The 23,972-nt window shown below is 64.0% G+C and carries 17 protein-coding genes and 1 pseudogene; 5 read left to right on the top strand and 13 right to left on the bottom strand.

The window, feature by feature from the left end; genetic code table 11:
- Nucleotides 1–216: 216 nt before the first annotated feature.
- Nucleotides 217–1,779 (bottom strand): glycerol-3-phosphate dehydrogenase, encoded by a 1,563-nt coding sequence (glpD, locus tag CFR72_RS07890; protein WP_110913432.1) that lies wholly within the window; start codon nucleotides 1,777–1,779, stop codon nucleotides 217–219.
- Between the two features lie 432 nt (nucleotides 1,780–2,211).
- Between glpD and CFR72_RS07885 the strand changes: the two genes are divergently transcribed.
- Nucleotides 2,212–3,072, top strand: a complete 861-nt coding sequence (locus tag CFR72_RS07885) for an MIP/aquaporin family protein (RefSeq protein WP_110913431.1) — start codon at nucleotides 2,212–2,214, stop codon at nucleotides 3,070–3,072.
- Between the two features lie 71 nt (nucleotides 3,073–3,143).
- Here CFR72_RS07885 and CFR72_RS07880 read toward each other — a convergent pair whose 3' ends face one another.
- Entirely contained in the window at nucleotides 3,144–3,593 is a 450-nt protein-coding gene (locus CFR72_RS07880) for an Lrp/AsnC family transcriptional regulator (RefSeq protein ID WP_110913442.1), read from the bottom strand.
- Nucleotides 3,594–3,704: 111 nt separating this feature from the next.
- Between CFR72_RS07880 and alr the strand changes: the two genes are divergently transcribed.
- Entirely contained in the window at nucleotides 3,705–4,877 is a 1,173-nt protein-coding gene (alr, locus tag CFR72_RS07875; protein WP_110913430.1) for an alanine racemase, read from the top strand.
- Between the two features lie 42 nt (nucleotides 4,878–4,919).
- Nucleotides 4,920–6,176 (top strand): D-amino acid dehydrogenase, encoded by a 1,257-nt coding sequence (locus CFR72_RS07870; RefSeq protein WP_110913429.1) that lies wholly within the window; start codon nucleotides 4,920–4,922, stop codon nucleotides 6,174–6,176.
- 160 nt (nucleotides 6,177–6,336) lie between these two features.
- Here CFR72_RS07870 and CFR72_RS07865 read toward each other — a convergent pair whose 3' ends face one another.
- The 6 genes and pseudogenes from CFR72_RS07865 to CFR72_RS07840 all read right to left on the bottom strand — a co-directional run bounded on the left by CFR72_RS07865 (nucleotide 6,337) and on the right by CFR72_RS07840 (nucleotide 14,764).
- Complete coding sequence (locus CFR72_RS07865; protein ID WP_110913428.1) at nucleotides 6,337–7,680, bottom strand: GntT/GntP/DsdX family permease; 1,344 nt, start codon at nucleotides 7,678–7,680, stop codon at nucleotides 6,337–6,339.
- A 30-nt stretch (nucleotides 7,681–7,710) separates the two neighbouring features.
- Nucleotides 7,711–9,177 carry a TolC family protein gene (locus CFR72_RS07860; protein ID WP_110913427.1) on the bottom strand — a complete coding sequence of 489 codons (1,467 nt, stop codon included), beginning with the start codon at nucleotides 9,175–9,177 and terminating at the stop codon, nucleotides 7,711–7,713.
- Nucleotides 9,177–10,304, bottom strand: coding sequence for an ABC transporter permease (locus CFR72_RS07855; RefSeq protein ID WP_110913426.1), 1,128 nt, complete (start codon nucleotides 10,302–10,304; stop codon nucleotides 9,177–9,179). Before CFR72_RS07855 ends, CFR72_RS07860 begins: the two co-directional genes overlap by 1 nt.
- A 7-nt stretch (nucleotides 10,305–10,311) precedes the next feature.
- Nucleotides 10,312–13,050: pseudogene (gene rbbA, locus CFR72_RS07850) on the bottom strand (ribosome-associated ATPase/putative transporter RbbA).
- 2 nt (nucleotides 13,051–13,052) lie between these two features.
- Nucleotides 13,053–14,036 carry an HlyD family secretion protein gene (locus tag CFR72_RS07845; protein WP_110913441.1) on the bottom strand — a complete coding sequence of 328 codons (984 nt, stop codon included), beginning with the start codon at nucleotides 14,034–14,036 and terminating at the stop codon, nucleotides 13,053–13,055.
- A gap of 248 nt (nucleotides 14,037–14,284) precedes the next feature.
- Nucleotides 14,285–14,764: a MarR family winged helix-turn-helix transcriptional regulator gene (locus CFR72_RS07840; protein WP_110913440.1), complete on the bottom strand. Its 480-nt coding sequence runs from the start codon at nucleotides 14,762–14,764 to the stop codon at nucleotides 14,285–14,287.
- Nucleotides 14,765–15,137: 373 nt separating this feature from the next.
- On the opposite strand from CFR72_RS07840, the gene CFR72_RS07835 reads away from it, so the two are divergent.
- Nucleotides 15,138–17,219, top strand: coding sequence for an FUSC family protein (locus CFR72_RS07835; protein WP_233045220.1), 2,082 nt, complete (start codon nucleotides 15,138–15,140; stop codon nucleotides 17,217–17,219).
- Here CFR72_RS07835 and CFR72_RS07830 read toward each other — a convergent pair.
- The 5 genes from CFR72_RS07830 to ppdK form a co-directional block, all read right to left on the bottom strand.
- Nucleotides 17,162–17,773 carry a DNA-3-methyladenine glycosylase I gene (locus tag CFR72_RS07830; RefSeq protein ID WP_110913424.1) on the bottom strand — a complete coding sequence of 204 codons (612 nt, stop codon included), beginning with the start codon at nucleotides 17,771–17,773 and terminating at the stop codon, nucleotides 17,162–17,164. The two genes, CFR72_RS07835 and CFR72_RS07830, sit on opposite strands and share 58 nt — an antisense overlap.
- Nucleotides 17,770–19,023, bottom strand: coding sequence for a DUF763 domain-containing protein (locus CFR72_RS07825; protein ID WP_110913423.1), 1,254 nt, complete (start codon nucleotides 19,021–19,023; stop codon nucleotides 17,770–17,772). Before CFR72_RS07825 ends, CFR72_RS07830 begins: the two co-directional genes overlap by 4 nt.
- 159 nt (nucleotides 19,024–19,182) lie before the next feature.
- On the bottom strand, nucleotides 19,183–19,668 hold the full coding sequence (locus CFR72_RS07820; protein WP_110913422.1) for an RrF2 family transcriptional regulator: 486 nt from the start codon (nucleotides 19,666–19,668) through the stop codon (nucleotides 19,183–19,185).
- Nucleotides 19,669–19,947: 279 nt separating this feature from the next.
- Nucleotides 19,948–20,850 carry a pyruvate, water dikinase regulatory protein gene (locus CFR72_RS07815; protein WP_110913421.1) on the bottom strand — a complete coding sequence of 301 codons (903 nt, stop codon included), beginning with the start codon at nucleotides 20,848–20,850 and terminating at the stop codon, nucleotides 19,948–19,950.
- Nucleotides 20,851–20,907: 57 nt separating this feature from the next.
- Entirely contained in the window at nucleotides 20,908–23,580 is a 2,673-nt protein-coding gene (gene ppdK / locus CFR72_RS07810; protein ID WP_110913420.1) for a pyruvate, phosphate dikinase, read from the bottom strand.
- Between ppdK and CFR72_RS17165 the strand changes: the two genes are divergently transcribed.
- Entirely contained in the window at nucleotides 23,579–23,917 is a 339-nt protein-coding gene (locus tag CFR72_RS17165; RefSeq protein ID WP_146220678.1) for a hypothetical protein, read from the top strand. The genes ppdK and CFR72_RS17165 overlap by 2 nt on opposite strands.
- Nucleotides 23,918–23,972 lie beyond the last annotated feature (55 nt).

Below are 23,972 nucleotides of genomic sequence, written 5' to 3'. Positions count from 1 at the left end.
TTCGTCAATTCCGAGAGTATGCCGTTCTTGCCAAACAGGTCGCCGGGTGAACGTCCTTCCATCAGGCGGTCCAGGAGGTCTTTATCAATGCTCATGCGGGGGCTCCTCTTCGAGCAATTTATCACCACACCGCACAAAATTCAGGATAGTCCCTTCCTGTCCCATCGGGATCCAGATGTCACAAAGTGCGGCAGGTTCACGCCGCGATGAAAGATGTCAAACCGCCGCCCGCTTCTTCTGAACATAGATGTCAAGGCGCGCCGCGTCTTCATCCGTCACATGCAGGCCCATACGCGACCGCCGCCACAGGATGTCCTCCACCGTTTCAGCACGTTCATGTGTCATCAGGTAATCGATTTCGCGCGCCGTCAGGCCACCGCCAAAGCTTTCGCCCATGTCCGCCGCCGATTTCGCATCCCCCACGATCTCCGTCGCGCGTGACCCGTAATTGCGCACAAGCCGCCAGTGCTGGTTCGCGTCAAGGAACGGCGTCGCCTGCGCAAACCGCGCCAGCGCGCCCTCGAACCCGCCTTCGCCAAGGTCACCGCCGGGCAGGACCCGGTCCGCCGTCCATCCCGATGCGGACAGCACCGGCAGGAAGGGCTGCAGTTTTTCGATCGCATGTTCGGCAAGGCGGCGATAGGTCGTGATCTTGCCGCCAAAGATCGACAGCAGCGGCGCCTGCCCGTTGGCCGCGTCGATATCAAGCACGTAATCGCGCGTCACGGCCGACGCATTCTTCGACGCATCATCATAAAGCGGCCGCACGCCGGCATAGCTCCAGACCACGTCGTCGGGCGTCACCGGCTTTTTGAAATAGCGGCTGACGCTTTCGCACAGGTACCGGATTTCCTCGGGCGAGATCTCGACCTTGCCCGGCGCCTGCGTCCAGGGGACGTCGGTGGTGCCGATCAGGGTGAATTTCTGCTCGTACGGGATGGCGAACACGATGCGCTTGTCCGGGTTCTGCAGGATATAGGCCTGGTCGCCTTCGAACATGCGCGGCACGATGATGTGGCTGCCCTTGACCAGGCGCACCTGCTTGTCGGTCTGGATGCAGGCGCGTTCACGCAGGATCTCGCTCACCCACGGGCCGCCGGCATTGACCATGATGCGCGAACGCACGATTTCACGCGTGCCGTCACGGGTGTTCTCGATCACCGCTTCCCACATGCCGTTGACGCGCTTCGCACTGAGCATGCGGGTGCGCGTGCGCACATCCGCCCCGCGCGCCACGGCGTCCATGGCGTTGAGCACGACAAGGCGGCTGTCCTGCACCCAGCCATCGGAATAGGAAAATCCCTTGCTGCATGCGCCGTTGAGCGGGACACCCACCGGGTTGGTCGTGAAATTGATCGATTTCGACTTTGGCAGAGTCATCTGGCGACCGGCGAGGTGATCGTACAGGAACAGTCCCACGCGCAGCATCCACGCCGGACGCGCCTGCGGCGTATAGGGCAGGATGAAACGCATCGGCCAGATGATGTGCGGCGCAATGCGCAAAAGCCGTTCACGTTCGATCAGGGCCTCGCGCACCAGGCGGAATTCATAATATTCCAGGTAGCGCAGGCCGCCGTGAATCAGCTTCGTACTGGCGGACGAGGTATGACTGGCAAAGTCATCCTGCTCCACCAGCAGGACGGAGGCACCCCGGCCCGCGGCATCGCGCGCGATGCCTGCTCCGTTGATCCCCCCACCTACAATCAGCAGATCGACAGTCGTGCCGTTGTCACGGGGCACCTGGGGCGATGACTGGGACGTTTCATCCATGGACAGCATGTGCGTAATTCCTCCTGTCATGTTCGTAAACGAACATTGAGGGGTTATCAATACGAGTTCCACACTTATTTCATTGATCTGCATCAAGCGTGAAACTGCTGAAAATCCATCCAATATGAACCTTTTCTGTCAGAAATCGGGCATGGATGGATTCCGGGGGCCACAATGCGCGGTATCGCGCACCATTGCGAACGTGATACTACAATGGTGCACCGCACAAAATACTTTATAAGAACATGTTACGCCGTCAGGTTTCTCATATTATAAAAATTTTTATAGCATTCTCCATCACATTTCCTTTGCCCTTCAAAATAATCATTTTGAAGACGACGATGTTCGTGTAAGAACATTCGTGATCACAAGGATCGTCGGGCGACGGTCCTGACCGACCATCGCCCATTGACCGAATAATAAAAGAGCAAAGTAGGTCCGATGTTCACAAACCGACAATTCCTCGGGGAACTGATCTCCGAATGCCTCGCTGTCATGATTATCGTCCTGATCGGCGATTCCGTTGCCGCGATGTACACGCTTTACGATCCCAGCCCCTACAAGCTGTCCTACTGGGGGGTGTGCATCGTCTGGGGACTGGGCGTGACGATCGCCATCTATATCACCGGCAGCGTGTCGGGCACGCACGCCAACCCGGCCGTCACGCTTGCGCTGGCGCTGTATCGCGGGTTTTCATGGCGCAAGGTGCTGCCCTACTGCATGGCGCAGGTCGTGGGCGGCATGATTGGCGCAATGCTGGTCTATACGCTGTATCAACCCGTGATCGACCATTACAACCTTGCGCATCACCTTGACCGGGCCACCGATGGCGGTGCGGCGGGCGTCTTCTTTACCCATCCGGGGGAATTCGTCACACCCATGCATGCCTTTCTGGATGAAATCATCCTGACGGCGCTGCTGCTGTTCGGCATCTTCGCCGTGACGTGCGAATATAATACCCAGGCCCCGCAGGCGAATTCGAGCGCACTGATCATCGGCCTGCTCGTCGCCTCCATCGGGGCGTGCGCGGGTTATCTGGAGGGATGGGCCATCAATCCCGCCCGTGATTTTGGCCCGCGCCTGTTCTGCTTCCTTGGGGGATGGAAATATTCCGCGCTGCCGGGACCGGACAGTTTCTGGTGGGTTCCCCTTGTCGGGCCGCTCTGTGGCGGGGTGATCGGGGCTGGGGGCTACCAGTTCCTGGTGCGTCCGTTCATTCCCCGGCCTGCCACCACCGCCTCCGTGGTCGAGGTGGCCGTGGTTTCGGCGCCTGAACAGGAAGACCTCCTGCGCATGTCCTGAAAAACCGCCTTGCGCAGGTCGGCAGGACATAGACAGGCCGGGCGGCAGGAATGGCGCCCGGCCTGATGGCATCACGAGGACTTGCGCAGGACGGTGCGGATGGCAAAGTTGCTCTGGATACGTGCGACACCGGGCATGCGGGACAGTTCCTCCTTGTGGATGCGTTCATAATCGGCGGTGTCACGCACCTCCACCCGCAACAGGTAATCCGCATCCCCGGTCATCAGGTAACATTCGCGCACGTCGGGACAGTCGCGGACCCGTGCCTCGAACCGGCGCTGGCATTCGTCGGTCTGGCGTTCCAGCGTGATATGCACGATCACGGTGGTCATGCCATGCACCGAACGTTCGTCGATCATGGCGCGATAACCGCAGATAACCCCCTGCTTTTCCAACAGTTTGACCCGTCGCAGGCATGCCGAGGGCGACAGCCCGACCTTCTGCGCAAGGTCCGCGTTCGTCATCCGCCCGTCATGGGACAGATGGCGCAGGATGGCATCATTCACCCGGTCCACGATCATGATAACATATTCCGCCATTATTCGCATTTACATGCGCAACCGGACAATATCTTAGCAGATCATGCCATTAAATGGCAGGACATTTCGTTTTGATCCGGCATAGGATTTTCCATGACTTCCCCTGTGCCGGAATCCGTGCCCGTGTCACCTGCCCCTGCCTCCGCCGTTTCCTCGCACTGGCCCCGCCACCGCGCTGGCGCGACCCTGCGGATCGACCTTGATGCGATCGCGGCCAACTACCGCCTTGTGCGCGACAGGCTCACCCCGCGCACGACCTGCGCGGCCGTGGTCAAGGCCGATGCCTATGGGCTGGGCCTGGCGCAGGTGGCGCCGGCGCTGCAGCGCGCAGGGGCGGAACATTTCTATGTCGCCCATCTGGAAGAAGGCATCGCCCTGCGTCCGCACGTCACCCCTGCCACGCGGATATTCGTACTGCATGGCCCCCTGCCGGGCACGGAAGAAGAATTCACGGCACATGGCCTGACCCCCGTCCTCAATTCCATCGAACAGATCGCAGGCTGGCGCGCGCTGGCCCGGCGGCAGGACAGGGTGCTGCGTGCCGTCATACAGCTTGATACCGGCATGTCGCGCTTCGGACTGTCGATGGACGATGTGCGCGCCATCGCCGATGATGCGGGCCTGCTGGCGGGCATCACGCCGGACCTCATCATCAGTCACCTTGCCTGTGCGGATACGCCGCGGGATCCCGCCAATGCGCAGCAGAGGGCACGCCTGCTGGACATGGCGGCCCTGCTGCCTGCCGCCCCGATGGCGCTTTCGGCGTCCTCCGGCATCTTCCTCGGCCCCGATTACCATTTCGACATGGTCCGTCCCGGCGCGGCGCTGTATGGCATCGCCCCGAACGAGGATGGCCCCAATCCCCTGCGCCCTGTTGTCCGTCTCAGCGCGCGCATCCTGCAGGTCCGCGACATCGCGGCGGGTGACGGGGTGGGCTATGGCCTGACCTATCGCGCGTCCGGCCCGCGCCGCATCGCGACGATCGGGGCGGGCTACGCCGATGGCTGCCTGCGGCAGGGGGCCAGCCACGGGGCCGCATGGTTCGGGGAGACGCGGCTGCCGATCCTCGGCCGGATTTCCATGGATTCCATCACCATCGACATCACGGATGTCCCGGCAGGGGCGCTGGGGCCGGACATGGCGGTGGACCTGCTCGGACCGCAGCATGACGTCGATGCGGCGGCACGCGCCGCAGGCACGATCGGCTACGAGATCCTGACGTCCCTTGGCCACCGTTACCACCGCACCTACGTGGCCGGTGGCTGATATCTTCCTTTCACCTACCTTTTGCACGAAAGCACAAGCGCAATGAAAATCATCGTTCTGGGCAGCGGTGTCGTCGGCGTCACATCGGCGTGGTATCTGGCGCAGGCAGGGCATGAGGTCACGGTCGTGGACCGCCAGCCCGCCGCCGGTCTGGAAACCAGCTTCGCCAACGCGGGACAGGTCTCCCCCGGCTATTCCGCCCCGTGGGCAGGACCGGGTGTGCCGCTGAAATCCATCAAGTGGCTGCTGATGAAATACCGCCCGTTCGTGTTCTGGCCCATGCCTGACCCGCACCTGTGGTCGTGTCTGGTGCAGATGCTCGAAAACTGCACGACGTCGGCCTATGACCGCAACAAGGGACGCATGGTGCGCCTGGCGGAATACAGCCGCGACGTACTTGACGACCTGCGCGCCAGCACAGGCATCACCTATGACGACCGCCAGCAGGGCACGCTGCAGGTCTTCCGCACGCAAAAACAGGTGGACGACGCGGCGGGTGATATCCGTGTGCTGGAACAGTACAACGTGAAATACGAGGTGCTTGACGCCGCAGGGTGCATTGCCGCCGAACCCGGCCTGGCCAGCGCGCGTGACAAGATCGTCGGTGGCCTGCGCCTGCCGGGGGACCAGACGGGGGATGCGTTCAAATTCACCCAGAACCTTGCCGCCATGGCGCAGAAGGCCGGGGTGACGTTCCTGTATGATACGAAGATCCGCGCCATGCACGCCGATGGCGGGAAGATCACCGGCGTACAGACCAGCCGTGGGCTGCTGAGCGCGGATTCCTATGTCCTGTCGCTGGGCAGCTATTCCCCCGCGATGGTACGCTCGCTGGGGCTGGACCTGCCGATCTATCCGGTCAAGGGCTATTCCATCACCACGCCGATCACCAATGAGGACCGCGCCCCGGTCTCCACCGTGATGGACGAGACGTTCAAGATCGGGATCACCCGCCTTGGCAACCGCACCCGCGTGGGCGGGACCGCCGAACTGGCGGGGTTCAGCACCCGCCTGCGCAAGCCCCGGCGCGAGACGCTGGAACATTCGCTGACGGACCTGTTCCCCGGCGGCAACAACCTGTCGGACGCCACCTTCTGGACCGGGCTGCGGCCCATGACGCCCGATGGCACGCCCATCATCGGCCGCACGCGCTATGACAACCTGTTCCTTAACACCGGTCATGGCACGCTGGGCTGGACCATGGCCTGTGGGTCGGGGCGTGTGCTGGCGGACCTGATGTCCGGACGCATGCCGGAAATCCCGTTCGAGGATCTGGGCCTCGTGCGGTACGGGCGCTAAAACCTTCCGGAACCGGCAGGCATGATGTGCCTGCCGGTTCCTTTCTAAAAAAAACCCAAGAAATATCAAAAGTTTTTGGTGAAGCTTTTTTCCAAAAAGCTTCAAAAAACACCGCCTTCCTAAAAAAAGACGCCCCCCAAAAGCCCCGAATAAAGACAGCCTAGCCCAGCCCCGCCCATGACAGCGCGGCGCACAGGACCAGGCCGCTCACCCCGATCAGCGTTTCGATCACCGACCATGTGGCGATTGTCTGAGGCACGCTCAGGCCCAGCGCTTCCTTGACCTGCCAGAAACCGGAATCGTTCAGCGGCCCGAACATCACGGCCCCCGCCCCGGTCGCCAGCACCATCAGTTCGGGCGACACGCCATGCGACTGCAACACGATCGGGCCGACGACACCTGCCGTCGTCCCCATCGCCACCGTGGCCGATCCCACCGCAAGGCGCAGTGCCGCCGCAATCAGCCACGCCAGCAGCAGCACGGGAATATGCATGCCGATCGCGGCCCCGGTGATGGTGGTGGACAGGTTGCTGTCCATCAGTTCCTGCCCGAAGCCGCCCCCTGCCCCGATCATCAGGAACAGCGACGCCAGCGGGCCAAGGCTGTCACTGCTCAGCCGCAGCATGTCCTGCCGTGACATCCCCTGCCGCGCGCCAAGCGTGTAGAAGGACAGCAGCACCGACAGCACCAGTCCCACATTCGGATCCCCCACAAAGCGCAGGACCGTGCCCGGCAGGCTGCCCGGCGCGCAGGCCAGTCGCGCGACTGACCCCGCCAGCATCAGCACGACGGGGGCAAGGATCGTCAGCAGCGTGATGCCAAAGGACGGCATGGATTGCCGGCTGGCCGGCGGCGGTGCGGCCAGGACCATGTCGTGCGGGTTGGGGGCCAGTCGCGGCACGATGAAATCCGCATAAAGCGGGCCGGAAATGATGGCGATGGGAATACTGAGCACGATGCCCAGCACGATCAGGCGCCCGACATCGGCATGGTAGGCCGCCTGCGCGAACATCGCCCCCGGATGCGGCGGTACCAGTCCCTGCACCACCGACAGCGCCGCCGTCATCGGCAGCGCCACACGCAGCATCGGCAGTCGCGTCTGGCGCGCGACCGACATCGCCAGCGGCACGAGAATGACGAAACCGACCGTAAAGAAGACCGAAATCCCGACCAGAAGCCCGATCAGCATCATGGCCCATCCCATATGCCGCCGCCCCGACAGCCGCACGACCGTCAGCGCGATCTGGTCCGCGCCACCGGATGCCTCCAGCATCTTTCCCAGCATCGCGCCAAGGGCAATGACCGACGCGATCTGGCCCAGCACCTGTCCCGCCCCGGTTTCAAAGGCGGCGATGACATGCGCAGGCGCCATCCCGGCGCACAGGCCAAGGAACAGAGACGTCAGGAACAGGGCGATGAACGGATGCAGCCTGCACCGCTGGATCAGCACCACCGCCATGATGATGGAAACCGTGACGGTCAGGAACGCCAGTGAAACCGACATCCGCCCTTACCCTCCCCCCTGCGGCACGCGTTACCCGCGCGTCCGGGCACCGGAACGTGACGGAAGCGGCGGGGCGTCATCGGCCTCGTGCTTCCACCCACCACCCAGCGCGCGGGCCAGATGGATGCTTGCCAGCGTCTGCATGTCCTCGTTACGCAGCACCTGCTCGCGCGCGTCGAGTTCATCGAGGCGGGCGCGCAGGATGTCCTGCATCATGCGCTGTCCCCCTTCATACAGGCCCGTCACGTCGGACACGTTGCGTCCCGCCTGCGATACGGCGGTGGCAAGGTCATGGGCGCGGGTATCGGCACTGGTGCGGGCCTCATACGCGTCCTCGACCTCTCCGAGGGCATTGAGCACGGTGCGGTCATATCCCGCCACGGCGGCGTCAAGCCGCGCATGGGCGGCATGGATGCGCGCATGCACCCGTCCGGCGGTAAAGATCGGCAGGTAGGTCGTCAGCGCGATCAGCCCCCCCGTGCCCGACAGGCCGGGGATGCCGTCAAAGCGCAACCGCCCGTCGCCGCCAAAGAATTCCAGCCCGAAACGGGGCAGCAGGTCGGTCTTCGCACTCTTGAGGCGATCGAGCGCCGCCTCCACCTGATCCCGCCGGGCCAGCACATCGGGACGGCGTTCCAGCACGGTATCGGGCATCTCCCCCGATGGGGCAACGGGGACGAAGAACGCGCCGGGCGCAGGAAGCGACGGCGCATTTTCCGGCGCCTGCCCCGACAGGATCGCAAGCCTGCGGCGATGGAGGTCATATTCCTCCACCAGCAGCGGACGGCGCGCCCGCTGGAGCGAGAGTTTCTCGTCCACCGCCCGCACGTCGGCCGAAACCGCCTGCCCGGCCACGAACCGCGCCTGTGTATAGGTGCGCAGGCGCTGCAATATCCCGATGCTGCGATCAAGCAGGTCGATCTGCCGCTGCACCCCCTGCGCACGGAGGTAGTTTTCCGCCGCATCGGCCGCGACCAGCATCTGCATGCCGTGATATTCGGCCTGCTGGCCCAGCATCAGCGCACGCGCGGCACGGCTGTCGGCATGGCGTCCGCCAAACAGGTCCGGCTCCCACGACGCCCCGATCCCCGCGAGGTGGGCATCCGTGGCGGGATCCCCGTCCGAGAGTTGCGACAGGCCGGCGGGATTGCGCCAGCTCATCCCGCCGCCGCCAATGTTTCCCGTCGCCCCCACCGTGGGATACAGCGTCGAACGCGCGATCACATGCGCCGCGCGCGCCTGCAGCACGTTGTCACGAGCGATGCGGATATCGGGATTGGCCGCCAGCGCCGCCTCCACCACGTGGGTCAGGGCCGGATCGTTCCACGACCGCCACCATGTCGTCAGGTCCGTCGCCGGATCGGTCCCGGCCGGGGCCTGCGCGAAACGCGACGGGACCGTGACGCGCGATGGCGGCGTGCGGGTATGGAAGGGGGAACACGCGCCAAGCGTGGCGATGGCCGCAAGGCAGATGATGCGCGAAAGTTTCTTTTTCATTATCCCTGCCTTGCCAGCATGGAGCGGAAGCGCATGAGCGCACAGAACAGGAAGACCACCCCGGTCACGACAATCGTCAGCAGCGGGGGCATGATCGTCCCCAGCCCCGCACCGCGATAGAGGATGGCCTGCGACAGGTTCACGAACTGCGTCGTCGGCAGGAACCGCACAAGCATGCGGATCATGGTGGGCATGTTTTCCACCGGCGTCGCCGCCCCCGACAGAAGGTAGGCCACGGCATAGACCGGCACCGCCAGCAGCCCGAACTGCGGCATGGTGGGCGCCACCGTCGCCAGCATGATCCCCAGCGACGTCACCGAAAACAGGTAGATCAGCGCGCATCCCGCAAACAGCGCCACCGACCCCGCCAGCGGCACGCCAAGCCAGCCATGCACCACCAGCCATAGCGACAGCATGGTGGCGACAAAGATTACGAACCCGTTGGTCACGATCTTGGAAATCGCGATCTCGCTGGCGGAGACGGGCATGACCAGCAGATGCTCGATCGTGCCATGTTCACGCTCGCGGATCACCGCGGCCCCCACCAGGATGATCGACAGGATGGTGATGTTGGTGACGATCTGCATCACCGACGTGAACCACTGCGATTCCCCGTTGGGGTTGAAGCGGATGCGGCTTTCGGCGCGGAAGGGAATGGCGTCGGCCAGATGGCCTTCATGCAGGACGGATTCGACCTCCCCCATGAAAATCCCGTCCAGATAGGTGGTGCCAAGCCCCGCCTGCGTCATGGCCGTGGCATCCACCAGGATCTGCAGCGCGGGCGCGCGTCCCGCCAGCACGTCGGCCTCGAACCGGGGAGGGATATCGACGACGAAGATGTAATCCCCCCGGTCCATCAGGCGCGACGCATCCTCCCGCGCGATCAGAACCGGCGGCTTGAAATAGGGTGGCAGCACCGCATCGTGCAGGCGTCGCGACAGGGCGGAATGATCCTCGTCCACAAAGGCGATGGTGGCGTTGGAGACATCGGTGCGCACCCCGTTCGCCACCAGCAGCACACCCGCCGTAAAGGCGAAGACAATCAGCCCGAGCAGGATTGCGTCATTGAACAGGCTGCGGAATTCCTTGCCGCACAGCAGGCCGACATTGATGATCCAGCGTCCCATCAGCGGCCTATGCTTCCTGCTTCTTCAGCAGCAGGCGCGCACCGAGCATGTAGAATGCCGCAAATCCCGCAAGCGCTGCATACATCCGCATGAAGGCGAACACCCCCATGCCCTTGGTAAAGCTGCCCAGGCTGATCAACTGGAACCATGACGCGGGAAAACCGAACCCGACAAGGCGGCTCAGCCCCGTCAGCGTGGAGGAGGGATAGAGCATGCCGGAGAAATTCACCGCCGGGATCAGGCAGATGATGGCGGTGCCGAAAATGGCCGCGACCTGCGAATTGACGAAGGTGGAAATCAGCATCCCCAGCCCCGTCGCACCTAGTATGAACAAAAGCGCACCGATGCTCAGCGCCACGAACGATCCCTTCAGCGGCACCCCAAGCACAAGGACCGACAGCACCACCAGCACGACATAGCTGCACGTCGCCAGCGCGACATAGGGGGCCTGCTTGCCCACCAGGTACTGCCCCACCGTCGCGGGCGAGGCATAGAGGTTGACGATGGAGCCGATTTCCTTTTCCCGCACGACCCCAAGTGCTGTCAGCATCGTGGGAATGAGGATCAGCGCCAGCATCACCATCCCCGGCGTCATGGCATAGATGCTGCGGAATTCCTGATTGTAGATGAAGCGTGGTTCAAGCACGACGGGCACGCTGGCCGCCTGTGGCAGTTCACGCCCCAGCGTCGTCGCATACCGCGCCAGCACCCCTTCGACATAGGCGCGCACGTCGGCGGCAAGGAACGGCACCGCGCCATCAATGACCACGCCCACGGCGGGACGGCGCCCGGCCTCCATGTCCCGGGCGAAACCGGGCGGGATATCCAGCCCCAGTTGCGCACGCCCGTCATGCAGGGCCCGGTCCATCTGCGCCGGGTCGTCGGAGGGCGCGATTTCCACGAAATATGGTGATCCGCGGAAACTGTCGATCAGGTCATGGCTGATGCTGGTGCGGTCATGGTCGCACACGGTAAAGGACACGCCATTGACGTCGAAGGAAATGCTCGACGCGGCAATCAGCAGCAGCACGACCGGGCCGATGATGGCGAAGGTCAGGCGCATGCGGTCGCGCAGCAGCTCCACCGCCTCGCGCCGGGCAAAGGCCCACGCGCGCGGCAGCCACGTCCCGCCACGCCATCCCTTCCATGTCCAGCCACGGTGCCGGTGGGAGGGCGTGGCCGGTGCGGGCGCGCCGCCCGGCTCCGCCTCCGCTTCCTTGAGGTAGGCGATGAATGCCGCCTCCAGGTCCTTCGCCCCGCGCCTGCGGACCAGTTCGGCGGGCGTTCCCACCGCCAGCACGCGCCCCCGGTGCATCAGCGATATCCGGTCGCAGCGCGCGGCCTCGTTCATGAAATGGGTGGAGACGAAGATCGTGACATGGTCCTGCCGCGACAGCTTGATCAGGTGCCGCCAGAACATGTCACGCGCCGCCGGGTCCACGCCGGAGGTCGGTTCGTCAAGGATCAGGATTTCGGGATTGTTGATGCACGCCGCGGCCAACTGCAGGCGCTGGCGGATGCCCAGCGGCAGGGCGGACGGACGGACATCGGCCACGCCATCAAGTTCGAAATCCGACAGCGCCTGTGTCACGCGCTGCGCCGCATCGCGCGCGGGGATACGGTAAAGCCGCGCCTGAAGCCGCAGGTTCTGCCGGACGGTCAGTTCCTCGTACAGCGAAAAGGACTGCGACATGTAGCCGATGCGCATGCGCGTGGACATGTCGCCCGGCGTGATGACGCGCCCGAACAGTTCCGCCGTCCCGCTGGTGGCATCAAGCAGGCCGGTCAGCATCTTCATGGTCGTGGACTTGCCGCAGCCATTGGAGCCGAGGAAGCCGAAGATCTCGCCACGCCCGATGCGGAAGCTGACATCGTCCACCGCGACAAAGCTGCCGAACCGCTTGGTCAGGTCCTGCGCCATGATGGCCGGCGCGCCGCCGGGGTCGTGGTAGGGCGGGATGGAAAAGCCCGTGGCATTCGCGCGCTTTTCCTCCGGCAGGAGGGAGATATACGCCTGCTCCAGCGATGTGGTGTGCGTGCGCGCCAGCACGTTGGCCGTCCGGTCCGCGATCAGCACATGCCCCGCATCCATCGCGACGAGGTAGGCGAAGCGCTCCGCCTCGTCCATGTAGGCGGTGGAGACAAGGACCGTCATGCTGGGGCGCTCGCTGCGCAACTGCCCCACCAGTGTCCAGAACTGCTGGCGCGACAGCGGATCCACCCCGGTGGTGGGTTCGTCAAGGATCAGCAGGTCCGGGTCATGCACCAGCGCGCAGCACAGGCTGACCTTCTGCTTCATCCCCCCCGACAGGTGCCCCGCCGGACGGTCGGGAAACGGCGCAAGGCCCGTGGCGTCGAGCAGGCGGTTGATGCGCTCTTCACGCTCGTCCGCCGCAAGGCCGAACAGGCGGGCGAAGAAATCCACGTTTTCCCACACCGACAGGGTCGGATACAGGTTGCGGCCCAGGCCATGCGGCATGAACGCGACACGCGGCAGGAAGGCCTCGCGCTGCGCACGGTCGGCCATGTCGGTGCCCAGCACGTCAAGATGCCCCGCCTGCATGCGCCGCACCCCCGCGATCAGGCCGAGCAGCGTGGACTTCCCCACCCCGTCAGGCCCGACAAGGCCGATGGTCGTCCCCGCCGGGAGGGAGAGCGAAATGTCGTCAAGCGCCCTTACCGGGCCATAACGATGCTACAGCCCCTTTATGACGATCCCGGCGTCATGTTGCGTGCCCGCGCCCATCATCACTTCGCATTGGCAAGGAACAGGCTGTCGGGCCACCTGATGGTGGGATCGGCACGGACATAGCCATCGCCCGTCATGCCGGATTTCAGCATCGTCCCGTACTGCTTCGCCGTCTCCGGCGCGACCTGAAGCTTCACGCGGTAGACAAGCTTTTCACGTTCGGTCGTTGTCTCGACATATTTCGGGGTGAACTGCGCTTCGGGCGCGACAAAGGAAACCGTGGCGGGAATGACCTGCCGGTGCAGCGCATCCAGCACGATGCGCGCCTGATCGCCCACATGCAGGGTGCCCGCGACCTCCGCCGGGTAGAAGACCGTGAGGTACATGTCGGACGGGTCCAGCATGGAACCGATCCGGCCGCCGCCGGGCACCACGGCCCCCTTCTCCACGATACGGTATTCGATCCGGCCGGAGACCGGGGCGTGGATGACCATGTCACCAACGACCGTCCCGGCGCGATCCGCCTGCGCCTGCACCGCCTGCGCGGCCGCATCCGCCGCGGCCACCGCATGGTCCGCCGCCTGCACCGCCGCGTCATGGGCGTCATGATCGGCCTGCCGCTGCTGCACCTCCATGTCGGAGACGAGGTGCTGGCGCGCCATCACATGCACATGGTCCAGTTCAAGCTGCGCCAGGTGGGCGGCGGCCTGCTGCGCATCACGTTCGGCGCGCGCGCGCTGCCCCGTTTCACGGGCCTCGAGGATCTGCGCGCGCGCGGCGGCCAACTGTGCCTGTGCCTCGGCATCGTCCTCGTGGGCGAGGACCTGCCCGGCCGTGACCTCGTCGCCTTCGGAAAATGCAAGATCGGTGACGCGGCCGGGATATTTCGCCGCGATGTCAAGCCGTGTCAGTTCAAGCCGCCCGTTGGCCCGCGCAATACCGGCAGGCAGTACATCGTGATGCGTGACATAGAACCATGCCGCCCCGCCACCGGCAATCGCGATCGCAAGCCCGGCGCCAATCAGCAGGTCACGGGTATTCACGCGCACCATCCGGTGCCTATGCGCGGATTCTTCGTGCAAATACGCGACAAGTATCCTGCTCCCCTTAATCTTTTACGCACGACTGATCCTGACGTCACCAGTATGATCAACAGTGTTACAACGGCATTACAGGGTCAAAAGGGCATTGGGCAACAGGCGATCACATATTCACATTGATTAATGTCAAATGACGATCAGGCAGCCTGCAATGGCCCATTCACCATGACCTGCGCATGACCAGGCGGACCTCAGCGCACATCCCCCGATGATGCCCCCCGCGACAGGACGCTGCCGGGGCGGGCATCGTCTTCTTCCTGCGCCAGCGCTTCCGCCTGCCGCAGGATCCGTGACAGGGCCTGCATTGTCTGTTCCATCATTTCCGCCGGGACATCACGCAGCAGGCGTCCTTCCACCTCGGCGCAGATCTCATGCAGGCGGGCGCATCTGTGCCTGCCCTCGGCCGTCAGGAACAGGCTCTTGACCCGGCGGTCCACCGGGTCGGGACGCCGTTCCACCAGTCCTTCCCTTTCCAGCAGGTCGAGCACACGCACCAGCGCGGAACTGTCGGTGTTCATCGCGTGCGCCAGGTCACGCTGTGACACGCCATCGGGCATCATCATCAGGTAGGCCAGGGGACGCATCATGGCCATGCTCATCCCCTCGGGGCGGATGGCGCGGTCCAGCACCAGACGCCACGTATTGGACAGGCGCATCGTCAGGAACGTCATGCGCATGTCCTGAAAGCCGCTTCCTTTGATATCGGGCATGGGGGGGCGTGCTGACATGATGCTCCAACGTGTCTGTCGCGGGTGGGCCTTCGATATCATGAAGGACGACGCCGGGGGTGCCGGAATTCTGCACGGCATCCCCGCATGCCCGGCGCAGGACATGCCGGCCACGATTTCCAATGCACGCATAACATTGACATGGCAATGATTGTTATGAAATGAATGTGCCACCCCCAGCGGAAGACTTGCCCATGTCCTCGCCCTGTCCGTTCCCCTGCCCTCCCTGCCGCGCCCGGGATGGGGGCGCACGTTGGTAAAGGCCCTGTCGCACCTGCGAGACATCTTTCGCGACGATGCGCGGTGGCGAGCGAACATGGCCACGGCGGCATTCAGCGCGCGCGTCCTGATTTCAATGGGCATCGCGCTGTTCCTGGCCTTCAGTTTCCAGTTGCAGTCCCCCATGAGTTCCGTGACCACCGTCATGATTGTCGCCAACCCGGCGGTCGGCGCGCTGGTGTCCAAGAGCATCTGGCGCATGATCGGCACGGTCATCGGCGCGGTCATCAGCGTGGCGCTGATGGCGGCCTTCGTGCAGTCGCCGATCCTCTACATCATGGCGCTGTCGGTCACGGTGGGACTGGCCTGCATGGCGGCGACGTTCCTGCGGCTGTTCCGCGCCTATGCCGCCGTGCTGACGGGTTATACCATCGTCATCATCGCCGCCCCCGCCTTTGGTGATCCCGATGGCGTGTTCCTCAGCGCGCTTTCACGCCTGTCCGCCGTCGTGGTGGGCATCGTGACCACGGCGGCGGTGTTCATGGTCACGTCCCCACGCCGGTCCGACCCGCTGCTCGACCAGATCAGCACCATGTTCCGCGACACCGTCCGCTATGTCCTGTCACGCCATGATACGGGGGGTGCGGCCATGACGGACGCCGCGTTCCATGCCCAGCGCGCCGGGCTGCTTGCGGGGATCGGACGCCTGTCGGATGCGGTGGAATATGCGGCGACGGACAATTACGACATCAGCGTCCGCCATCGCGAAATCCGCGCGGGCCTGGCGCGCCTGTCGGGCATTGTCGCCGCCTACCATCCCCATGCGGTCATTGCGTCGGGACCGGCGCATGCATCGGCTTCACCGCAGGACCATCCCCCCGCCGACGGGCTGATCGCGGACCTGATGCGCGCGCTGTTGCAGACGCTTGAGGCGACGCCCCTCGCCGAAGGCTGCGCAGGTGCCTGCCTGCGGATCGCGCAGACGCGCGAGGCCCTGCTGGAGCGTGCGGAAAACACCCCCTCCCCCCGGCAGTTGCTGTTCCTTGATGATGCGCGTGACCTGCTGTCACGGCTGGAACATGCGCTGCGCGACCTTGCGCATCGCGGGGGCAATGACCGCAGCCTGCGCCTGCGGCCGTTCATGGAATGGCCCACGGCCCTGCGCAATGGCGCGCGCGGCGCGCTGACGACGCTGCTGGCGGGGCTGACCTGGTATGTCCTGCACTGGACGGCGGGACCGATGATGATGCTGTATGTCGTCGCGGCCTCCAGCCTGCTATCCACCGCGCCCTCCGCATCGCGCGCGTCGGGACTGCTGGCGGGCGGGACCGCGCTTGGCGTGCCGGCGGGGCTGCTGTGCCACCTGTTCGTGCTGCCGCGGATCGACGGCTATCCCCTGCTGTGGCTCAGCCTCGGGCTGTTCCTGCTGCCGGGGATATGGCTGCAGTTCAATCCCCGTCTGGGCATCGGAGCGTTCGGATATTCGGTGTTTTCCACCATCATGCTGCAGATCAACAACCCGATCCATTACAACGACATCTCGCTCATGAACGAATGGATGGCGATCCTGATGGGGTGCTGCATGCTGGTCCTGTCGTTCCGCGTCATCCTGCCGCCCAACCATCGGCTGGATGGTGCACGGCTGGTAGCGTCCCTGTCGCGCAGTGTGCAGCGCCTGGCCCTGGGACGCGCGTCCTTTGCGGGACAGTGGATCGTATGGGAGAACCTGCAACTCCAGAAAGTCGCGCGCCTGGCCATGCGGCTGTCCTTCTGCGCGCCCGCCCCGGTGGCGAACCACTATGTCGATGCGGCGCTGGCGGCCATTTCACTGGGACGTCTGGTGGAACGCCTGCACCGCCTGAGCGACGCCGCCGACACGCCTGCGCCCGAGCGCCGGCAACTGGAGGAAGCACTTGCGGCCTTCAGGAACCTGACCCGTGATCCGCTGGCGACCGCGCACGCCCTGCGTGACATCTGCGCGCGGATTGGCGCGGGACAGGCCCTGACCTCCCTGCCGCCACGACAGATGGAGGCCGTCGCCTGCATGGAGCAGGCGGAACGCATCATCGTGGACATTCCCACCTTCCTCGATCGCAATGGCCCGATCCAGTGGTCCGATGACTATCCCCGAGCGCGCGAATTCTTCGCCGTTGCGCAATCTGGCGGCACAGCGCCCTGATAATGGTGACAGCCGGGATCATGATCGACGATCATGCCCATCGCCTGCATCCACGCATAGACGATGACCGGCCCGACAAAACGGAACCCCCGCGCCCGCAGCGCTGCCGACATGGCCTGTGACAGTGGGGACTGCGCCAGCACATGGCCGGTGCGGTTATGGACGGGACCGTCTGGCGTCAGGCTCCACGCGAATGTCGCGAAATCCTCGCCGCGTTCGTGCATGCGCAGCAGGGCACGGGCATTGCCAATCGTGGCCTCGATCTTGCGCCGCGCACGGATGATGCCCGGGTCGGCCATCAGGCGTTCGACGTCATTTTCATCAAACGCCGCAACGCGCACCGGATCGAAACCGGCGAACGCACGACGGAACCCCTCCCGCCGTTTCAGCACCGTCACCCATGACAGGCCCGCCTGGAACCCCTCCAGCATCAGGCCTTCCCACAGGGCGCGCCAGTCATGGACGGGCCGTCCCCATTCCCCGTCATGGTAGGCGGCCAGCAGTTCGCTGTTTCCCACCCATGCGCAGCGACGCTGTATCACGCCACCACTCATCCCTCATGCTCCATCTCCACCGTGGGCGGAGGTTCATGGCCGAAGATGGAACGGCCCCCATATTCATGGGACCTGCGTCGCTCCTGCGCGATGAAGTCCGGCAGCGTGGGGCCGGTGGCGTGGCGTTCCAGACGCCGGGCCTGCCGGTCGAGGCGGCGGATGGCGTCCAGTCTTTCCTCATTCCCCAGCCTTGCCGCCGTAACCGCCGCCTTCATGACCGAAATCGTGCGGTCATAGACGGCGACCGGCACGGGATAGGGCTGACGGTCCTTGCCCCCATGGGCCAGTGAAAAGCGTGCCGGATCGGAAAACCGGCAGGGCGCGCCATGCACGACCTCCGCCACCTGCGCCAGCGACAGCACGGTGCGCGCACCCACACCCGGCACCAGCAGCAGGTCGGAAAAATCCTGCGGGCCGCACTGCGCCGCCGCCGCCAGCGCGCCATGCAGGCGTCGCAGCACCACGTCGGCAGGTCGCACGTCATGATGTTCGGGCATCACCAGATGCGGCAGGAACGGCGTGTCCGTGGCGGCGGGCGCCCCACCACGCAGGCGCGAGACCTCGCGCACGATACGGTCAGGCCCAAGGTCATTGAGAAGTTCAAGCTGCCCCTGCCGCGAAGGCGCCGCACGCTGGTCCGTCAGGTTGACGATCGCCCCCTGACGACGCCCCTCGATGGCGGCATGGGGCGTTTCGACAAAGCTGCGCAGTCCTTCCGACAGCCAGTGATAGCGCCGGGCAAGGCGCTGCGTGCCATCCATCCCCTGCTGCACGACCGTCCAGTGCCCGTCATCCGTGACGATGAAGCCGTGCAGGTAAAGGTCGAACCCGTCCTGCACCGCCGCACTGTCCACCTTTGCCACCAGCCTGCTGGCCCGTATCCATGCGGCCCCGTCGCCCCCCGTCCGTTCCGCCACCGACAGCAGTTCATCGGGGGTACGACGCGAATGTCGCCCCCTGCCGCCGCAGACATGCAGGCCAAGTTCGTGCGAGACCGGGGCCAGACCCCGCTTGAGCGCGCCGATCACGCTGGTCGTAATGCCGGAGGAATGCCAGTCCATGCCGATCACCGCGCCAAGGGACTGGAACCAGAAGGGATGGGCAAGGCGGCGCAGGAATTCGTCGCGCCCGTAATGATGGATGATCGCCTGCGCAATGATGCCGCCAAGGCGCGCCATACGCTGCCCCAGCCATTGCGGCACCCGCCCGCCATGAAGCGGCATATCCGCGCTGCCTGCCCGTCGTGCCATGCCCCACGCCCCCAGAACATTCCAGAAACATGCGCTGTAACACACACTCCGGCCCACAGGCCAGACATCAGGATGCGCGTATCGGACATGGTGTGGCCATATCCTGAAAGGCTGTTGGAATAATACCTTGATAAAAAAAGAGAAGTTTTTATGCAGGTGTTACTGTGCGGGTGGCAGCGCACCCTTGGCTTCGCCCACCTCCGCCATGGCAAAAATCTGCCGCAGGACGATACATTCCTCATCGGTCAGAAGACTGCCGAGCGTCGCACCATCCAGCACGGCCATGAAGGCGGCAATGGCCTGCCCCAGCAACCCGCGAAGGCTGCACTGCCGGGCCAGCACGCAGGCCTGGCCATCCGGGGTCGTGGGTTCACATGCGACGAGGGTCATGTCTTCCTCGGTATAGCGCACGACATCGCCAATGCGTATTTCATCCGCCGCACGGGCCAGCGTCATGCCGCCCCCACGCCCGCGCATCGTCTGGATGAAGCCACCGCGCCCAAGCTTGTGAATGACCTTGACCAGATGGTTTTCAGAAATGCCATAGGCATTCGCAACTTCGCGGATGGAAACACGGCGATCCGTATGCAACCCTACATAAAACAATGTCCGCAAGGCGTAGTCAGTATGTAAGGTCATCCGCATGCGACCGTCTTAACATTGGTATCATACGGGCAAAAGAAAAAACAAAGATACTACTTTTATCTATGTTTGTGGAAATAACTTCAAATTCTTCATTTACGCCTGTCATCTGCCCCGCCAGGGGGAACGGCGGGAACATGCCCCGGTACATCACAGATTTGTGATAAAACAATGCGACCGGTCAATTACAACGTTACGAAAGCAGAATTTGCGAATCGTACAGAGATTATAGCATGCAGGCCCCCGAAGACCCGATGAAAGTTTCAGATATTGTTTATGGAATCAGGGTTTTTCAGGACCCGCATGCATATTCCCCGCATCCATGGGATGACCCATCCTGCGTAATGGCGGATGCGACATCATGTCGATGATGGCCGCGGCGGTTTCCTCCACCGAGCGATGCGTCACATTGATGACCGGCCAGCCATGCTGCGCGCATAGCCGCCGTGCCCAGACCAGTTCCTCCTGCACCCGCGTCGGATCGACATATGGGCGCATGGACTCATCGGAAACCCTGCGCCGCGCGAACTTGCGCCCCGGCAGCATCATGCCCACGCGGGAGCGGCGGATTTCCACCAGGGTATGCGGATCGATCATCAGGCCGACCACCGTCCCCCTGTATTCCAGCAACCCCTCCGGCAGGGACACGCCCTGCACCAGCGGAACATTCGCCGCGCGTATCCCGCGATTGGCAAGGTAGAAGCAGGTCGGCGTCTTCGACGTCCGCGACACGCCAACCAGGACGACATCCGCGTCTTCCAGCGACTTGACGCGCTGCCCGTCATCATGGCCGACGACGTACTGCATGTCGTCTATCCGCCGGCGGTATTCGTCATCCATGACATACTGGCCGCCGGGATGACGCTCGGCGCGGGTGCCGGTCTCACGTTCCAGAAAATAGATCGTGCTGTCGAGGATGTTCTCCACCTGCACCCCCATGCCGCGACACCCCGCCCGCAGGGCGTCGCGCAGGCTTGGCGTCGTCAGCGAGGACAGCACCGGCCCCGGTTCCGCAGCGATCCACGCCAGCACACGCCCCACCTGTATCTGCGAACGCACAAGGTTCCAGTTGCGCTGGAGGAAGGAGGACTCCCGAAACTGCGCGCCACAGGCACGCACAACCGCCTCCAGTGTCTGGCCCGTGGCCTCCGACACCAGATGCAGGACAATCGGCCGAGTATTCATGGGACCATACAGCACGGTGCCGCCGCACGACGCGACGGCACCGCCTGCCTCTGCGCTTTATGCCGAAGCGTTTTCCTTGCGATGGGCCAGCGCCGCCTGTGCCGCGGCAAGGCGGGCCACCGGCACCCGGAAGGGCGAGCATGACACATAATCCAGCCCGACCTCGTCAAAGAACGCGATCGAGTCCGGATCACCGCCATGTTCGCCGCAGATGCCCAGCTTCAGGCCCGGATGCGCGGCACGTCCCCGTTCCACCCCCATGCGTACCAGCGCGCCCACGCCCTCACGGTCGATGGAAACGAACGGGTCCTTGGGCAGCAGTCCATGATCGACGTAAAACGGCAGGAACGATCCCGCGTCATCGCGCGACAGGCCGAATGTCGTCTGCGTCAGGTCATTGGTGCCGAAGGAGAAGAAATCCGCATGATGTGCGATTTCGCCCGCCTGGATCGCGGCACGTGGCAGTTCGATCATCGTGCCGATACGATAATCAAGCGCCGCCCCACGTTCCTGCAGCACGGCGCTGATTTCCGCCTCTGCCGCACGGCGTGCGACCTCCAGTTCCGCCCTGGTCGCAACCAGCGGGATCATGATTTCCGGCACGATCCCCTTGCCCGTCTCGTCAGAGACCTGCAACGCGGCCTCGATGATGGCACGCACCTGCATCGCATAGATTTCCGGGTTGGTCAGGCCCAGACGGCATCCGCGATGGCCCAGCATCGGATTCGCTTCGGCCAGGGAGGCGCAGCGGGCGCGGATTTCCTCGACCGTCTTGCCCAGCGCCGTCGCCACCTCGGCGAATTCCGCCTCGGCATGCGGCAGGAATTCATGCAGCGGCGGGTCCAGCAGGCGCACCGTCACCGGCAGTCCGGCCATGATGCGGAAGATGCTGACGAAATCATCGCGCTGGAACACCAGCAGCGCATTGATCGCACGCTGGCGCACGGTTTCCTCGTCCGCGATGATCATCTGGCGCACATGGCCGATGCGGTCGGGGCCGAAGAACATATGTTCCGTGCGCGCCAGGCCGATCCCCTCTGCCCCGAAACGGCACGCGGTCTTCGCATCGTCGGGGGTTTCGGCATTCGCCCGCACGCCAAGGCGACGGATGGAATCGGCCCAGCCCATCAGCGTGTTGAAATCATCCGACAGGATGGGCGGAATGGTCGCGACCCGCCCGAGATAGACCGCGCCCGTGCTGCCATCGAGCGTGATCCAGTCCCCTTCGGCAATGGAATGGCCGTCGATGGTCATGACCATCGTGGCGTAATCGATATGCACGCTGCCGGCACCCGCGACGCAGACACGCCCCATGCCGCGCGCAACTACGGCGGCATGCGACGTCATGCCGCCACGCGCCGTCAGCACGCCACGCGCGGCATGCATGCCATGCACGTCCTCGGGCGAGGTTTCGACACGCACAAGGATCACATCCTCCCCACGCGCGGCGCGGGCCTCGCACTCCTCGGCGGTGAAGACGACCGCACCCGACGCCGCACCGGGCGATGCCGGCAGGCCGCGCGTCAGTTGCACGCGGTCGGCCTTGGGGTCGAGCGCGGGATGCAGCAACTGGTCAAGCGACGTCGCGGGAACGCGGCAGATCGCGTCTTCCTTGGAAATCAGCCCCTCTCGCGCCATGTCGATGGCGATCTTCAGGGCCGCGGCCGCAGTCCGCTTGCCGTTGCGGGTCTGCAGCAGGTACAGCACGTTGCGCTGCACGGTGAATTCGATGTCCTGCATGTCGCGATAGTGACGCTCCAGCAGGGTGCGCACCCGCAGCAGTTCGGCATAGGCATCCGGCAGCACCGTCTCCATCGGATGCTGCCCCTCCTCCGCCCTGGCACGCGACATGGGCTGCGGGGTGCGGATCCCGGCCACGACGTCCTCGCCCTGCGCGTTGACGAGGTATTCGCCGTAGAACACGTCCTCCCCGGTGGAGGGATCGCGCGTGAAGCACACGCCCGTGGCGCAGTCATCGCCCATGTTGCCGAACACCATCGACTGCACATTGACCGCCGTCCCCCACGAGGCCGGGATGTCATGCAGCCTGCGATAGGTATTGGCGCGCGGGTTCATCCACGAACCGAACACCGCCCCGATCGCCCCCAAGAGCTGCGCCTGCGGGTCGGAGGGGAATTCCTGCCCGGTATGTTCGTGGATGATCTCGTGATAGGCCTTGACGACCTCGCGCCACTGCGCGGCGGTGATGGCGGTATCGTCGATCACGCCGAGCGTGCGCTTGAACTGGTCGAGCACGTCCTCGAAATGGTGATGGGCGACCCCCATGACGACGGAGCCATACATCTGCACGAAACGGCGATAGCTGTCCCACGCGAAACGTTCATCGCCGGAGGAACGGGCAAGCCCCTGCACCGTTTCATCGTTGAGGCCAAGGTTGAGGACGGTGTCCATCATCCCCGGCATGGAGACCCGCGCGCCGGAACGGACGGAAACGAGGAGCGGGGCGTCGGCATCGCCGAAACGCAGGCCCATGGCCCCCTCGATGCGCTGCATGGCCGCATCGACCTGCGCGCGCAGGTCTTCGGGATATTTGCGTCCGTTGTCATAGAACGCCGAGCAGACTTCGGTCGTTATGGTGAAGCCGGGCGGCACCGGCAGGCCGATCGACGCCATTTCCGCCAGATTCGCACCCTTGCCGCCCAGAAGGTTGCGCATTTCCGCGCGTCCCTCGTTCAGGCCGTTTCCGAAACTGTATACCCACTTCGTCATGTCTGCTCGTTCCCACTTGCGATGGCATCGCGTCCTGAATCCTTTTCTGGCGCAAGGAATGCAAGGGCGCGCCGCCATATTTTTTCATATTGTTGTTTTTAGTATGGCCAGAAGGAAAAATTATGCGATTTTAAAGATTCCAGCAATAGATATTTTCGCATCATGGCAATCGCGAAACATTAACAATGCGAATATATCGCAAATGGGTGACGGCGGGATAGATGACGCGACAAGTTGTGTTGCATTGCAGCATGTTTATTTCATTATTTTGCAATTCGCATGCCTGCTCCCGGCTTTTCTACTTGGCCGGAGCCTTCCCCTTCGGCAGGATCGGTGATAGGCCCTGCCTGATGAGGGTTGCATGGCTTTGCGCTACCCCGTCATGAAACGTC

The sequence above is a fragment of the Gluconacetobacter entanii genome, assembly GCF_003206495.1.
Taxonomy (GTDB): Bacteria; Pseudomonadota; Alphaproteobacteria; order Acetobacterales; family Acetobacteraceae; genus Novacetimonas; species Novacetimonas entanii.
The sequence above is the reverse complement of the archived record's forward strand: the minus strand, read 5'-3'. Positions and strand labels throughout refer to the sequence as shown.

Bases quoted from the DNA above. Each gene is read 5' to 3' on its own strand.
- glpD (WP_110913432.1), bottom strand. From the start codon at position 1,779: ATGCTGTCCATGGATGAAACGTCCCAGTCATCGCCCCAGGTGCCCCGT.
- CFR72_RS07885 (WP_110913431.1), top strand. From the start codon at position 2,212: ATGTTCACAAACCGACAATTCCTCGGGGAACTGATCTCCGAATGCCTC.
- CFR72_RS07880 (WP_110913442.1), bottom strand. From the start codon at position 3,593: ATGATCGTGGACCGGGTGAATGATGCCATCCTGCGCCATCTGTCCCAT.
- alr (WP_110913430.1), top strand. From the start codon at position 3,705: ATGACTTCCCCTGTGCCGGAATCCGTGCCCGTGTCACCTGCCCCTGCC.
- CFR72_RS07870 (WP_110913429.1), top strand. From the start codon at position 4,920: ATGAAAATCATCGTTCTGGGCAGCGGTGTCGTCGGCGTCACATCGGCG.
- CFR72_RS07865 (WP_110913428.1), bottom strand. From the start codon at position 7,680: ATGTCGGTTTCACTGGCGTTCCTGACCGTCACGGTTTCCATCATCATG.
- CFR72_RS07860 (WP_110913427.1), bottom strand. From the start codon at position 9,177: ATGAAAAAGAAACTTTCGCGCATCATCTGCCTTGCGGCCATCGCCACG.
- CFR72_RS07855 (WP_110913426.1), bottom strand. From the start codon at position 10,304: ATGGGACGCTGGATCATCAATGTCGGCCTGCTGTGCGGCAAGGAATTC.
- CFR72_RS07840 (WP_110913440.1), bottom strand. From the start codon at position 14,764: ATGACGTTCCTGACGATGCGCCTGTCCAATACGTGGCGTCTGGTGCTG.
- CFR72_RS07835 (WP_233045220.1), top strand. From the start codon at position 15,138: ATGGCCACGGCGGCATTCAGCGCGCGCGTCCTGATTTCAATGGGCATC.
- CFR72_RS07830 (WP_110913424.1), bottom strand. From the start codon at position 17,773: ATGAGTGGTGGCGTGATACAGCGTCGCTGCGCATGGGTGGGAAACAGC.
- CFR72_RS07825 (WP_110913423.1), bottom strand. From the start codon at position 19,023: ATGGCACGACGGGCAGGCAGCGCGGATATGCCGCTTCATGGCGGGCGG.
- CFR72_RS07820 (WP_110913422.1), bottom strand. From the start codon at position 19,668: ATGCGGATGACCTTACATACTGACTACGCCTTGCGGACATTGTTTTAT.
- CFR72_RS07815 (WP_110913421.1), bottom strand. From the start codon at position 20,850: ATGAATACTCGGCCGATTGTCCTGCATCTGGTGTCGGAGGCCACGGGC.
- CFR72_RS17165 (WP_146220678.1), top strand. From the start codon at position 23,579: ATGTCTGCTCGTTCCCACTTGCGATGGCATCGCGTCCTGAATCCTTTT.
- ppdK (WP_110913420.1), bottom strand. From the start codon at position 23,580: ATGACGAAGTGGGTATACAGTTTCGGAAACGGCCTGAACGAGGGACGC.